The sequence below is a fragment of the Rathayibacter sp. AY1F3 genome, assembly GCF_002931975.1.
Taxonomy (GTDB): domain Bacteria; phylum Actinomycetota; class Actinomycetes; order Actinomycetales; family Microbacteriaceae; genus Rathayibacter.
Genome location: NZ_PSVF01000010.1, coordinates 78152 through 92466, shown reverse-complemented (window position 1 = coordinate 92466; position 14315 = coordinate 78152). Strand labels below are relative to the sequence as shown.

Sequence of the window (14315 nt, the reverse complement as noted above, 5' to 3'; positions counted from 1 at the left end):
CAGCCGTCCGGCGATCGCAGAAACCCGAGGCGGCAGTGCGTCGCGACCCGTGATCACGTCAGACACCCTGCTCACGCAACCTCGGTCCAGGGGGACGGCGAAGCCGAGCCTGCGCGGGAATCAGGAGGATCAGCGAGAGCACGATCCACGAGCCGATGAGGCCGAGAACGACGCTCGGGACCGGCCAGATCACTACCCCTTCGCCCAGTGCTGCGCGACTGACGAGCCAGCAGACCGCGCCGGTGGCGGCGACGGGTGCGGCAGCTGCTGTGGAAGCGGCGAGGGACATCGCGAGGCTCTCGGAGACGACGAGCCCGATGATCTGTCGGCGCTGCAGGCCCGCTGCCTGGAGCAGGGCGATCTCGCGCTCGCGGTTCTGCGCAGAGAGAGCGACGACAGTGGCGCTGGTGGCGAGCATCGACACGGCTACGACTGCGACGATCGTCAGAACATCGGTGAGATCGGCGCGGGTCCCGGGCCGGACCGCCGTCGTCATGGCGACGACGGACTCCACCGCGCACAGGAGCACGGCGATCGCCCCCAGCCCTGCCGTGAGCGGCGCGATCGTGGCGGTGCTGACCTGCACCCGGGCTGCTGCCGCGCGGATTCCGAGAGCCGCGACGACGAGACCCGATCGGGCGGAGAGCGCGTGCAGAGCCCGGAAGACGAGCGCGATCACCTCCGGGCAGAGGAGGTAGACGGCCACGAGGACGCTGCCTCCTACGTCGACGGCCAGGTTGAACATCGGCGCCGGTCCGGTCGCTCCGAGTTCTCGAGCAGAGGCGGATGCCGTGACAAGGCCGGAGGCGATGAGGAGGAGGGCGATGCCGCAGCCGATCCGCACCGCGCGCATCGCCGTACCCGGTCGACCGCTCCCGACTTCACGCAGCGCGGCGCTCGGCGGCGTGCGGGCGGCGCGGCACGCGGGCAGGACTCCGCCCGCCAGAGCGGTGAGCGTGCCGAGCGCCAGCGTGACCACCGGAGCCCAGGGCGCGAGCGAGAAGCTCGGAAGATCGACCTCGGACGAGACGGCACCGTTGAATGCGGGAACCGCCCAGAACGCCAGCAGTGTCGAGAGGAGCGCTCCGATGCCGGCGCCGAGGAGACTCACGATGCCGAGCACGAGGAGAGTGACGACGAATACCTGGGCTCGGGAGGCGCCCAGCAGGAGCCAGAGCGCGTGCGTGCGTCCTGTGGCCAGAACGCTCGCTCGGCCGACGATCGTCAGGGCGACCCAGCCGACGAGCGCCACGACAGTGTAGATCGTGATCGAGAGGATCCGGAACTCACCGAGCGCGACGCCGGCCTCCGTGACAGCGGCGGTGAATGCAGGGTCGCCGGTCCAGGCGAACTGCTGAACGCACAACCCGATCAGCGTCGCCATCAGGGCGACCACAGCGATCGCGGGAGACCATCGGCGCCACTCGTCGGCGAACAGGCGTACGACGTAACGGGACACGAGTCAGGCCCCGGCCTCTTCGAGGATGCTCAGCAGCTCATGGCTGGTGCAGCGTCCGGTCGTCCGCACGGTCCGACCATCGTGCATCACCACGACCGTGTCCGCGAGGGCTGCGGCGTCGAGATCGTGCGTGACCATCACGATCATCTGGCCCTCGTCCGCCATCGTCCTCAGAGTCGACAGGACGACCCGCGAGCTCTGCGAGTCGAGGGCGCCGGTCGGCTCGTCGGCGAAGACGATGCCGGGCCGCCGTGCTAGGGCGCGGCAGAGAGCGGTCCTCTGCTGCTCACCTCCCGAGAGCGTTCGCGCCGGCGCACGGCGCCGGTCGCGCAGGCCGAACGATTCCACGAGTCCACCGATCAGGTCGTGCGGCACGGGTGATCGGTCGAGCCTGAAGGGGAGCGCGATGTTCTCCTCGACATCGAGGAAGGGCACGAGGTTGTACTGCTGGAACACGAACCCGATCTGGGCGCGGAGCATGCGAGCGCGATCGGCCGCTGACAGCCTGTTCACGTCCCGGCCGTTGACCTCGACGACGCCGGACGTCGGCCGGTCCAGTCCGCTGAGGCACATCAGGAGAGAGGACTTGCCGGAGCCGGAGCGGCCGACGACAGCGGTGAGCCCGCCCCCTTCCAGATCGATGTCGCAGCCCCGCAGGACGGTCGTCCGCTGCCGGCCTACGGTGATGACCTGCTCGACGGCTCGAGCCTGGAGGGTGGGGATCATGAGCGTTTCTCCTCGACGAAGGTGGGGACGTCTTACTCGTGAGACGCCCGCGATCCACGTCATGCTGGATCGCGGGCGCCCGGTAGCGACTATCAGCAGTTGCCCCACGTGATCGAGCTGGGCCAGCCCGGGCACGGCGAGATGACGCTGAAGGTGCTGACGCGCGCGGCGTCGTGCGCGTCGGCCTCACCTTCGAGGGTCTGGAAATCGAGGATCCGGTTCATGTGATCACCTCCTCTCCTCGTCTCGGGCCGACTCGGTCAGAGTCCGAACGGCAGGGCGGAGCGTCCGGTCTCGAGCTCGTCGAGCGCTGCGAGCACTCCGAGCGAGCCGGTCAGGTAGTCCGACGAGAGTCGGAGGTTCTGGTTGCCGCGGAAGAAGACGCCGGTGTCGTCGAGCACGGCGTGCAGGCGCAGCGACCGGACGTGCGAGCGGAGGACCTCCTCGAGTTCCGCGCTCGGGCGGTGCAGTACGCGGCGGCGGAGGTAGACGAGGAATCCGGACAGACCGTGGGCGAGTGAGGCCTGCGCGCACTGCTGGTAGGACGCGGCGGCGTCGATGGACGCGAGGGGATCGGCGAAGAGCTCCTCGCCCGTGACCCGCCGCAGCTCCAGGATCGCCAGGCCGGGCCCGGTCGAGCCGATCCCCAGGTAAGGAAGAGTCCTCCATCCCTCATCGAACTCGAGAGTGTTGTTCCGGGTGATCGCACAGCGCGCCAGATCGGCGTCGACGGCTCGTATCGCGAGCGTGATGTACAAGTCGTCGCCAGTGGCTTCGTGGAGTCGGGCGAACAGGATCGCGGCCGCAGACCATCCGTGCAGGAGGCCGACGGAGGCTCCTCGGACGTCCTCATCGAGCAGCGTGGTGAGATGGTGGGCCGCCTCCGACGGTTCCCCTCCGTCTGCGAGCTCGGCGAGCCCTGCACCGGCCCACCCCGACCACAGCGTCGGACCTGAAGGGGCGGCCGAGGGCCTGCGGTCGAGGACCTCGAGTGTGCGCGCGAGTCCTGCCTGGCGAGCCGCGTAGCGAATTCCCTCGCGTCCGCAGAGACCACGCGACCGCACCTGGGCCACGCGAGCGGCGAGCCAGTGATCGGCGGCCTCGAGGTCGACATCTCCGGATCGTCCTAAGACAGCGACGACTCCAGCCGCGCCGTAGGGGAATCCGGCACGGTGGTCCGCGCTGTCGCGGGCGAGGACAGGGATGTCTCCGGGAACGACCGGCGAGTCGTCCGTCCACTGAAGCACCGATGCGACACCGCGGGCGATCTGACCGCGCAGCTGGTCGTCCGAGAGGGCGGCGAGTCGACCGACGTCTTCGTCGATCGACCTCTGACCGGAGGCGGGGAGTACGTCGAGGGTGGAGGTCCTGATCGACCGCAGCACGGCGGGCGGAACCGCGAGATCGTCTGCGGCTGCTCGGAGGAGCTGCTCGATCTTCGCGACGTTGCCCTGGTCGGCGATCGTCGCTTGGGGGAAGAGGAGATCGAGTTCGAGGATGCCGAGCGACCACTCGTCCGCTTCCGTCCCCTTCAGGCCTTCCAGGGGCTCGTAGCCGGGCGCTCCCTGGCGACAACGCCACTCCGGATCCATTCGATGCGCGAACTCGAAGTCGAGGAAGCACGGGTGCGTGCCGTTCCGCATGATGACGTTCTTCGGGTGGATGTCGCCGAGCAGCCATCCTGCGCGGTGCACGGAGGCGAGAGCGGCGTCGAGGCGAGCGACGGTCGTGGTCAGCCAGGAGGTGTATGGAGGGTCACCGACGCGCCACGGTGCTGGTCGGAGCAGCGGAGTCCTCGTCATCCATTCGCGCTTCAGATCGTTCCCCTCGATGTGCTCCATGACCAGGTATCGGTGCTCCCAGGCCGTGAAGGATCCGTAGAAGACGGGTACGCAGTCCAGGGACTGCAGATCGACGAGCACCTCCTCCTCATGAGCCAGGCGAGTCACGGCGTCGACTCCGTCGGCGTCCAACCCGGCGTGCGGGCGCGCCTCCTTGAGGACCACGATCGTCCCGATCGGCACGAATTCGTCGGTCGTCGCTTCAGCGAGATAGACACCACCACCGTTCGAGAAGTGCAGCGCTGAGAGCATCGTGAAGCCGAAGGCGACCTCTTCCTCGTTCTCCGCCCCGACAGTGACGGACTCCGGTAGTGAAGCCCACGGGGGAGGTGTGAACGTCGGCCGCCGGACGTCCTCCACCTCGTTCCCGTCCGGGTCGAGCACCGTCGAGACGAAGCCGCTCTCCGTCTCGGACGGGACGAAGGCGCCGTAACGGAAGTGCACAGGCCCGGACTTCCACCGCCGGTCGGACAGTACGTACGGGCCTCTGAACCCGCGAAGACGGACGTCGAGGTCCTCCAGCGCTCGGGCGAACTCGTCGTCCGAACCGGGATACACGGTGATGAACTTCCCAGCTCCCGCTCGATCGGCGTACTTGCCGTTCTGCATCAGAAGGTGAGAGGTGGTCGAAAGATGCTTGAAAGGCAGTCGGGAGGCGAAGCAGTAGCGTGCAGCAGCGGCGAGGACCTTCTCCGCGTCATCGAGTGTCGACGAGAGGTGGAGCTTCCATCCCTGACGAGGGAGGAGGCAACCGTCCGGCATCCAGTTCCGCCACGGCCGCGACTCCCTCACCTGCCAGTCCTCCGGAGCGAAGGACGCGACGTCGAAGGCGTCGCCATCGATGTCGTCCCCCTCCTCGGCGACCGCGTAGAACGGGTTGCCCGGGCGGCAGTACCGGAGATATTCGAGGTCGAGCGGCATCGCTTCCCTTTCCTGTCCGACTTGTCTCGCGGTGCGGGATGCGGCTCCCGGCGCTGACTTCAAGGCTAGGAAGGTCCGCAGTCGACCACCTCCCGCCGAAGTCACGGATGAGGATGACCGGAGTCACGGTGAGGGCGTGACTGCGGTCACGGGTCGGCATCCCGGAGTCGGAGCTACAGTTGTCGACATGGGCTCAACTCCGGAGACGGCGGCGGAGATCTCCGCGCCGTCAGCGGCAGGACACGAGCGGGTCGCGGTCGCGCCGTCCCCGTCGAGCACCGTGGACAGGACCGTCATCGCACTTCAGGCGATCGCCCTGTGCTGCCTCGTCCTGGCAGGGATCCTGGGCGTCGTGGACTCCGCGCAGAGAGGCACGGGTGCAGCGGTCGCGGTCACATGGCTCGCGCTGGTGCCTGTGATCGCCGGGCTCTGGGCCGTCCGGCCCCGACTGATCCGAGCGGGACACGGGGCCGCCGTGACGACGGTGTCCATCGTCGCGGCGACGCCGGTCGTCGTCTTCGGCCGGCTCGATTTCACGATCCCGGTCCTCCTCCTCGTCGTGGCGTTCGCGGTGGTCGACGTCTCGCTCCGCGCAGGGGCGCACGCGATGATCTGGATCGCCTCCGTCGGACTGGCCCTCCATGTCGGGGGCGCCGTCGGCTCGGGGAGGGCGCTGCTCTCCGGAGTGCTCGACGGTCTGCTCAACGTGGTGCCCGTGGCCGTGCTGATGTGCTTCGGGATCGCCCTGGGACTCTCTCTTCGCGGCTTCGAGAGCGAGCGATCCGCCGACCAGCGTGTGATCAGGCGGTTGCATCGCGCCTCCGAGACGGAGAAGGAGCTGCTGCTGTCGGACGAGCGCGCCCGGAGCGCTCGCGAGCTCCACGACGGCCTCGGGTACAAGCTGACCCTCGTCTCGATGAGTCTCGAGCTCGCTGATCGCCTGCGCTCCGCCGATGCCGAGCAGGCGTGGGCCGAGGTCCGCACCGCCCGATCCACGTCGAGCGAGGCTCTCGCGGACATGCGGATGTGGGTACGAGCGCTCAGTCCCTTCCGGGACGCGGGCGCCCGCGGCCTGGCTGCGCTGGAGTTGATCGCGGAGTCCTTCCGCGGCACGGGCGTGACCGTGGATGTGGTCGGCGACGAGGCGTCGGACCGTGTGCTCACCAGCGACGATGAGACCGCGCTCGTCGTCTACCGAGGCGTGCAGGAAGGGCTGACGAACGCTCTGCGGCACGGCGCTGCCCGCAGAGTCCGCATCGATATCGAGACGGACGACGTCCGGCTCGAGCTCTCGCTGCTCAGCGACATCGGCGCGGGAAGGAGCAACGGGATCAGCGACGGCGAGCCTGTGCTGGGGTTCGGGCTGCGCGGCCTCGACGATCGCGCGACGGCTCGCGGAGGTCGGTTGACGGCGCGGCGCATCGGCGACCGGTTCCTCCTGCGCCTCTCGATCCCTCTCGGAGGCGCCGACGGGGAACGGGAGAGCCGCGCCTCGTGACGGAGACGACACCGAGGCGAGTGCTGCTGGTGGAGGACCAGCAGATGATCCGCCGTGGGCTGGTCATGCTCCTCTCGACGGTCGAGGGTGTCGTGGTCTCGGCCCAGGCCGAGAACGGACAGGCTGCTCTGCACATTCTGCGCACGACGGAGGTGGACGTCGTCGTCACCGACGCGCGGATGCCGGTCATGGGCGGCGTGGAGCTCGCCGCCGAGTGTGCGCAGCTCCATCCGCGTCTGCCCGTCCTCCTTCTGACGACCTTCGACGACGACGCGCTCGTGCAGGCGGCCCTCTCGGCCGGCGCTTCCGGATTCCTCCTGAAGGACACCTCGGTGGAGGGTCTCGTCGTGGCCCTCGACGCGGTGATCGCCGGCGGGATGGTGATCGATCCGCGCGTCGCCCGGCCGGCCGTCCAGCCGGGTCGCACCGGCGAGAGCCCGCTGACGCTGCTCACGCGGAGCGAGCGGGTGGTCGCCGAGCTGGTGGCCGAAGGGCGGAACAACAGGGAGATCGCGGCCGCCCTCGTGCTCGCCGAGGGCACCGTGAAGAACCACGTCTCGGCGCTGCTGCGCAAGCTCGGCCTCCGCGACCGCACCGCCCTCGCGCTCACGCTCTACAAAGGCTTCCGCCCCGACGGCGCCTGAAGGCGCTGGTCGGATTGCGGCCCAGGCGCGGCCGTCCTCGGGCGCCCGACCCGCCGCCTATCCTTGAGGGCGATGTCGAACTCCCGCGCCGAGGCCGCCTACCTGCGCTCCCTCGGCGCCTTCCGGACGCCGACCCTCGATCTCCTCCACGGCCGCTACGCGCCGTTCGTCGTCGCCGCCCTGTCGCTCGTGTTCACCGTCGACCGGCAGGCCGTGGCGGTCGCCGACGCGCACGCCGAGGTGGGGGAGCTGCTCGAGGAGCTGCGCTCGGCCGGGTACGACGAGGGCGAGCGCGCGCTGCCGAGCGGCACGGCGCGCGAGGTGTGCCGCTACTGGGTCCGCGTCGGCTGGCTCGTGCCGCAGATCGAGGGCGAGGCCGAGGTCTACCGGCTGAGCGCCCACGCCGTGAGCGCCCTCGAGATCACCGGGCGCACCGGAGGTGGACGCACGCGCGTCTCGAACTCGCGGGTGCGCACCCTGCTGGAGGCGGTCGAGCGGCTGGCCGCGGACGTCGATCCCGACCCGGAGGCCCGCCTCTCGCGGCTCCGCGAGGAGCGGGCGCGCCTGGACGCCGAGATCGCCGCACTCGAGGAGGGCGCCGGTCTCGAGCCGGCCGACGACGAGCAGCTCCTGGAGGAGGCTGAGAACGTGGTGCACCTCGCCCGCGAGCTGCCGGCCGACTTCGCGCGGGTGGCGGAGTCGATCAAGGCGATGCAGCGCGACGTGGTCGCGGACCTGCGCCGCGACGTCCGCCCGACCGGCGAGGTGCTGCGGGAGTACCTCGAGCGCGGTCAGCACGTGATGCAGGCCACCAGCGAGGGCCGTGCGTTCGCCGGAGCCCTCCGCCTCCTGGGCGACCCCGAGCGGATCGATGCGCTCGCCGATCAGCTGCACACCGTGCTCGTGCAGCCGTTCTCCCGCCTGATGGACCCGGCCCAGCGCGGGGAGCTGGCCGCGATCGGCCGCCGGGTGGAGCTGGGCGTGCAGGAGGTCCTGACCGCGCAGCGTCGCGCGTCCCACGTCATCACGGGCCAGGTCCGCACCCACGATCCCGCTCGCGACCGCCAGGTGGACGAGCTGCTGCGCGACGTGATGGCGGGGCTCCAGGAGTGGACGGGCGGGATCTCGCCGGACGCGCCGGTCACGCCGCTGCGGCACCTGCCCGTCGCCGGGATCGGCCACCTGCGCCAGACCCTCGGCGACGTGCGCCCGGCCGGCGGGCCGGCGCCCCTGGCCGGAGACGACGGCGGCGCCGAGTTCGTCGGCGACGACAGCCGGGCCTGGGGCGGTCCCCGCTACGCGGAGCTGGAGGCCTACGTGGCGGAGCTCGGCGACGAGTTCGATCTGGCGGACGCGTTCAGCGCGGCTCCGGAGGACACGCGACGGCCCGTCGACCTGCTCGGGCTGCTCGAGATCGCGCACCGGACGGGCCTCGTCGACCGCGAGGGCTACTCCGTCGTGAGCACGCGCCGACCCGACGGGACCGTGCGCCGCTTCGCCTTCGGATCCGTGACCGCCCGCACCGAGGAGGAGACCGACGATGAGTGACACCCTGGCGACCGACGGGACCGCCGCCGATCCGTTCATCGCGTCCGTGTCGATGGAGGAGGACCCCGACGAGCTCTTCCCCGGCGACCGCGGCGTCCTCGACACCGAGGTGCGCCGGGTGCTCGTGCACGTGCTGCAGCGCCGCTTCCTCCTCGCCGACCGCCACCGCGAGCAGTGGGCCGTGCTCCAGGAGCACCGGCAGCTGATCGAGTCGCGGCTGAACGACCTGTTCGTGCGGCTCGTCGTCGACCACGAGCGCGGGGTCGCCTACAAGCAGCAGGTGCGCTCCGACGAGGTGGAGATGCCGGTGCTGCTGCGCGACCTCCCCTACACCCGCGCCGAGACGCTGGTGCTGGTGCACCTGCGCACGGTCCATCAGCGGGAGTCGGCGGCCGGCGAGGCGTCGGCGCGCGTGGACGTCGAGGAGGTCGAGCAGACGGTGCTCAGCTACTTCGCCGACGCCGAGCGCGACACCGCCCGTCGGCAGCGCATGGTCCGCAAGGCGCTGGAGCGGCTCGGCCGCGACGGCATCGTCGACGAGGAGTCCGCAGGGCGGTACCGGATCAGCCCGATCGTGGAGATGGTGCTCAGCGCGCCGAAGCTGCGGGAGCTGAGCGACTGGCTGCGCGGGCGGGCGGGCGAGGCCGCTTCCTCGGTGGTCGCAGACGCGGCGCTCGCCGAGGAGCCCGGCTCGGACGATCCGGAGCAGGCGGACGACGACGCGCTCGAGGACGACGGCCTCGACGAGGACGCGGACCCGCCCACGGACGGCGTCCTGCGCGGAGCCGATGTCGCGGACGACGAGCCGACGGACGACGAGCCGCTGGACGACGAGCCGACCGACGACGACACCCCCGACCCGGAGGACGACCCCCGATGACGATGCTCGACACCCTCTTCGGCCTGATCCCCGCCGCCTCCCGCGGTCAGCAGTGGCTCGCCGAGGACCTGCAGCTGGTCAACTGGGGCGGCTACGACGGCGCGCACCGGGTCCGCTTCTCGCCCGGCGCCACGCTCCTCTGCGGCGGCTCCGGCTCCGGCAAGTCCACGCTGATGGACGCCTACATCGCCCTGATGATGCCGCACACCACGCCGTTCAACGGCGCCTCGAACGGCGGAGTGACGGGCCGTCCGCGCGGCGAGGACCAGCGCAACATCCTCTCCTACGCGCGCGGCAAGCTCGACGAGTCGCGCACGGACGAGGGCACGACCATGCGCGTCCTGCGCGGCGACGGAGTCGACACTTGGACCGCCGTCGCGATGACCTGGGTCGACCACGACGGCTCGCGCTTCAGCGCGGTCCGCGCCTGGTACGTCCCGGCCGGCTCCCGGGTGCTCGAGGAGACCGTGCGGATCCGCGCGAGCGCCGAGGGCCCGGTCGACCTCGCCGCGCTCGACCGGGCGGCGGCGCACCGCTTCTCCGACGCGTCGCTGCGCGCGGCGGGCCTGGATCCGCTCGGCACCGACCGCGAGTTCTCGGCGCGTCTGCACGCGGTGCTCGGCATCGGAGCGGCGGGAGCCGGATCGAAGGCGATGAGCCTGCTCGCCCGCATCCAGGCCGGTCAGCAGATCACGACCGTCGACGACCTCTACAAGCGGCTCGTGCTTGAGGAGCCCGAGACCCTGGCCTCCGCCGACGCGGTCGTCGCCCACTTCGACGAGCTCGAGAGCACCCGGCAGCGGATGCTCACCGCGCGCCAGCAGGTCGCGGCACTCGAGCCGTTGCGGGGCCTGCGCCTGCGCATCGCCGCGTCAGCGGAGCGCGTGCGCCTCATCGATGCGCTCGGGGAGTTCGACGCCCCGGTGTCGCCGGCGGCCCTGTGGCGCGCTGAGCAGCGCCTCGGCCTGCTGCGCGACGTCGAGGTCGAGCTGCGCGAGCGCACCCGCGCCGTCGACGCCGTGCTCCGCGAGAAGCGGGCCCTCGCCGAGGCGGCGGAGTCGGAGCGGGACGGGCTCGCCGAGGTGCTGCGGGCCTCCGGCGGCGACCGCCTCGAGACGGCCCAGCGCGAGCTCCGCGAGGTGGAGCGGCGGCTGGGCGCGGCGCGCGAGAACCGCGCCCGGCTCGAGGAGGACCTGCGCGCTCTCGGCGAGCCGGAGACCACCCGCGAGCGGTTCGAGGCGGTGCTCGCCCGGGCGGCGAGCGCGGCCGACGCCAAGCGCAGCACCCGTGCGGCCTGGTCGGACGCGGTCGCCGAGCGGAAGGCCGCGGCGCGCGATCTCGCCGAGCTCGAGGCGGAGCAGCGCTCGGCCTCGGACCGTCGGGACAGCATCCCCCGGCCTCTGCACGAGGCGCGCGAGCGGATCGCGGAGGCAGCCGGCCTCACCGCCGACGACCTGCCCTTCGTCGGCGAGCTGGTCGAGGTGCGTGCCGAGTTCGAGCCCTGGCGCGAGGCGTTCACGCTCGCCCTCGGCGGCTTCGCGACGACGCTGATGATCGACTCCGCCCACCTCGACCGCTTCCGCCGCACCATCGACTCCCTCCGGCTCCCGGTCCGGATCCGCTACGAGGGCGTGGAGACCGGGCTCGAGGAGGTGCGGGGCCTCGACCCGCAGACGCTGCCCGGGCGCCTCGACTACCGCGCCACCGCCTTCACCGGCTGGCTGCAGGACCGGCTCGAGGACCGCTTCGGCTACGTGTGCGTCGACAGCGCTGCGGAGCTCGGACGCCATCGGCTCGCCCTGACCCTCACCGGTCAGCTCTCGCAGGGGCAGCGCGGTGCGCACGGCGGCCACGGCGCCGCGAACGTCCTCGGCTTCTCCAACACCCGTCGTCTCCGCGAGCTGAACGCCCTGGTCGAGGCGGCCCGGGCCCGCAGCGCGGCGGCCGTCTCGGCGGCGTCGGCGGCGGAGGAGGCCCTCGATGCGCTCGACGACCGGATGACGCGCCACGCCCGCCTCGCGCTGGTGAGCTGGGAGACGGTCGACGTCGAGTCGCTGCTCGCCGAGCAGGAGCGCTGGGAGGCGGTCGGCGCCGAGGCGGCGGAGGCGAACCCCGAGCTCGCCGGGCTGCAGGAGCAGATCGACGGGCTGCGCGGCCGCCTCGAGCGCCTCCGCCAGGAGATCGCGCGCGCCGGTGTGGAGCGCGAGCGGATCGAGGCGGAGTGGGCCGTCGTGGTCGACGACGTCGACGCGAGCCAGGCGGTTCTCGATGCGGCGGAGCGCGCAGGACGCGAGCTCGACGACGACCAGCGCGCCTTCCTGGACGCCCGGTTCACGCTGACCGAGGCCGCGGCGTCCGGCAGCGCCTCGGACGTCCTGGTCCGCTTCGACGCGGCGCTCGCCACGGCGGCGCAGCGACTGGCGGAGGACCGTCGCTCCGCGGCCGAGGCGCACGAGCAGCAGCGCGAGAGCGCCGGCCGGATCATGGACGGCTTCCTCGACCGCTGGCCGAACCCCAACCTGCTCGCGGACCCCGAGGCGTCCGCGGGCGACTTCGAGCGGCTGCTCGACGCCCTCGAGACCAGCGGCCTGCACCGGCTCGAGACCGAGTGGCGCGACAGCCTGCTCACGCTCTCCGGCAACGACCTCACGAGCTTCGACTCCACGCTCGGCCGCTCGCTGCGGGAGATCCGCGAGCGGATCGAGCCGATCAACGTGATCATGCAGGATCTGCCGTTCTACGACGACGGCCACCGCCTGCAGATCACGACGCGCGAGAACCAGTCGGAGGTGCGCCGTCGCTTCCGCCGCGAGCTCCGCGAGGTGCGCGCGCAGATCCAGGCCGTGTCCGCGGAGGAGGAGCGCGAGCAGGTCTACCGGCGGATGTCCCGGCTCATCCAGCGGCTGCGGCGCACCGCGCCCGACTTCGGCGACCTCGTCGACGTCCGCAACCACGTCCGGGTCAGCGCCGAGCGCGTGGACGCCGTCACCCGAGCGCACGTGGCGCTGTACGACCACATCGGCGAGAAGTCCGGCGGGGAGTCGCAGGAGCTGATCGCCTTCATCGTCGGAGCGGCGTTGCGCTATCAGCTCGGCGACGCGGGAGCAGACCGCCCCCGGTACGCGCCGGTCTTCATGGACGAGGCGCTGATCAAGGCCGACGCCCACTTCACCAAGCGGGCGATCGGTGCGTGGCGCGGTCTCGGCTTCCAGCTCGTGATCGGCGCCCCGAACGACAAGTACAGCGCGATCGAGCCGCACGTCGAGGTGGAGTACGACATCCTCAAGGACACGCGCGGACGCTCCTGGGCCAGGCCGAAGGTGGGCCTGGCCCCCTAGGGCTGCATGCCGATCTTCGCGTGGCTGCGCGAGTAGGCGAAGTAGATCGCGAAGCCCACTGCCAGCCAGATCAGGAAGCGCAGCCAGGTCTCGATCGAGAGGTTGAGCATCAGGTAGGTGCAGATCAGGGCGGAGAGGAGCGGGAGCCACGGGTTCAGCGGGACCCGGAAGCCGCGCTTCAGGTCGGGCCGCTTGCGGCGCAGCACCACGACGCCGACCGAGACCAGCACGAACGCCGAGAGCGTGCCGATGTTGACCATCTCCTCGAGCACGCCGATCGGAGTGAGCCCGGCGAGCAGCGCGACGACGATGGTCACGACCACGGAGGTGAACCACGGCGTGCGCAGGCGCGGGTGGACGGTGGCCAGGCGCCGGGGGAGGAGTCCGTCGCGCGCCATCGCGAAGATGATGCGCGTCGCTCCGATCAGCAGCGTCAGCACGACGGTGGTCAGACCGGCGACGGCGCCGGCCGAGATGACCGTCGCCATCCAGGTCTGCCCGTGGTAGGCGAACGCGTTGGCGAGCGCGGCCGACGGGTCGAGCTCGCGGTAGGGGACCATGCCGGTCACGACGAGGGCGACGGCGCAGTACAGGACCGTGCAGATGATCAGCGAGGCGATGATGCCGATGGGCAGGTCGCGCTGGGGGCGGCGGGTCTCCTCCGCGGTCGTCGCGACGACGTCGAACCCGATGTAGGCGAAGAACACCAGGGAGGCGCCGGCGATGATGCCGCCGACCCCGAACGTGGCCGGCTCGATGCCCGAGAGGAACTGGAGCAGCGGCTGGGTCAGACCGGACGCGGACTGCGAGGGCTCGGCGGCGGGGACGAACGGCGTGTAGTTGGCGGTGTTGACGAACTGCAGGCCCGCGATGATGACGAACAGGACGATGAACAGCTTGATCGCGACGAGCACCAGGTTGACGCGCAGCGATTCCTTGATCCCGAAGGTCATCAGCGCGCCGAGCACGAGGACGAGCAGGATCGCCGGCACGTCGACCACGCCGCCGTAGGTGAGCGCCGGCGGGAGAGTCACTCCCAGCTGCTGCAGCAGCGACCCGAGGTACGCGCTCCACCCCTGCGCGACCACGCTCGCTCCGAGGAACAGCTCGAGGATCAGGTCCCAGCCGATGATCCAGGCGAAGAGCTCGCCGAGGGAGGCGTAGGAGAAGGTGTAGGCGGAGCCCGACACCGGGACCGTGGAGGCGAACTCGGCGTAGCACATGGCCGCGAGGGCGCAGGCGAAGGCGGCGACGACGAAGCTCAGGACGATCGCCGGTCCGGCGATGTCATGGGCGGCGCGGCCGGTGAGGGTGAAGATGCCGGCGCCGATGACGACTCCGACGCCGAAGACCGTGAGATCGAGCGCGGTCAGCGACTTCTTGAGCTTGTACTCGGGCTCATCGGTGTCGGCGATCGACTGCTCGACGGACTTGGTGCGGAGGAGGCTCACGGTGGTTCT

General features: G+C 71.1%; 10 protein-coding genes. 5 read left to right on the top strand and 5 right to left on the bottom strand.

Going from position 1 to position 14315, the window contains the following annotated elements:
• Window positions 1-58: 58 nt before the first annotated feature.
• The 4 genes from C5C39_RS08180 to lanKC all read right to left on the bottom strand — a co-directional run bounded on the left by C5C39_RS08180 (window position 59) and on the right by lanKC (window position 5052).
• A complete protein-coding gene (locus C5C39_RS08180) occupies window positions 59-1459 on the bottom strand; it encodes an FtsX-like permease family protein (RefSeq protein ID WP_104353104.1) in 1401 nt (466 codons plus the stop codon).
• Between the two features lie 3 nt (window positions 1460-1462).
• A complete protein-coding gene (locus C5C39_RS08175; protein ID WP_104225415.1) occupies window positions 1463-2185 on the bottom strand; it encodes an ABC transporter ATP-binding protein in 723 nt (240 codons plus the stop codon).
• A 92-nt stretch (window positions 2186-2277) separates the two neighbouring features.
• The gene (locus C5C39_RS17850) at window positions 2278-2409 is read right to left on the bottom strand and encodes a hypothetical protein (RefSeq protein WP_258059251.1); all 132 of its coding nucleotides are present in this window, start codon (window positions 2407-2409) and stop codon (window positions 2278-2280) included.
• A gap of 36 nt (window positions 2410-2445) precedes the next feature.
• Window positions 2446-5052 carry a class III lanthionine synthetase LanKC gene (lanKC, locus tag C5C39_RS08170; protein ID WP_181136351.1) on the bottom strand — a complete coding sequence of 869 codons (2607 nt, stop codon included), beginning with the start codon at window positions 5050-5052 and terminating at the stop codon, window positions 2446-2448.
• 82 nt (window positions 5053-5134) lie between these two features.
• Between lanKC and C5C39_RS08165 the strand changes: the two genes are divergently transcribed.
• From C5C39_RS08165 to C5C39_RS08145, 5 genes are all read left to right on the top strand, one after another.
• Window positions 5135-6445 carry a sensor histidine kinase gene (locus C5C39_RS08165; protein WP_104353102.1) on the top strand — a complete coding sequence of 437 codons (1311 nt, stop codon included), beginning with the start codon at window positions 5135-5137 and terminating at the stop codon, window positions 6443-6445.
• The gene (locus tag C5C39_RS08160; protein WP_258063688.1) at window positions 6442-7089 is read left to right on the top strand and encodes a response regulator transcription factor; all 648 of its coding nucleotides are present in this window, start codon (window positions 6442-6444) and stop codon (window positions 7087-7089) included. Before C5C39_RS08165 ends, C5C39_RS08160 begins: the two co-directional genes overlap by 4 nt.
• Before the next feature lie 72 nt (window positions 7090-7161).
• Entirely contained in the window at window positions 7162-8637 is a 1476-nt protein-coding gene (locus tag C5C39_RS08155; RefSeq protein WP_104353101.1) for a DUF3375 domain-containing protein, read from the top strand.
• Window positions 8630-9517: a DUF4194 domain-containing protein gene (locus tag C5C39_RS08150; RefSeq protein WP_104353100.1), complete on the top strand. Its 888-nt coding sequence runs from the start codon at window positions 8630-8632 to the stop codon at window positions 9515-9517. The genes C5C39_RS08155 and C5C39_RS08150 overlap by 8 nt, the downstream gene beginning before the upstream one ends.
• Window positions 9514-12855, top strand: coding sequence for an ATP-binding protein (locus tag C5C39_RS08145; protein WP_104353099.1), 3342 nt, complete (start codon window positions 9514-9516; stop codon window positions 12853-12855). The genes C5C39_RS08150 and C5C39_RS08145 overlap by 4 nt, the downstream gene beginning before the upstream one ends.
• Here the strand turns inward: C5C39_RS08145 and C5C39_RS08140 are convergent.
• Window positions 12852-14306 (bottom strand): amino acid permease, encoded by a 1455-nt coding sequence (locus C5C39_RS08140; RefSeq protein ID WP_104353098.1) that lies wholly within the window; start codon window positions 14304-14306, stop codon window positions 12852-12854. The genes C5C39_RS08145 and C5C39_RS08140 overlap by 4 nt on opposite strands.
• Window positions 14307-14315: the final 9 nt, after the last annotated feature.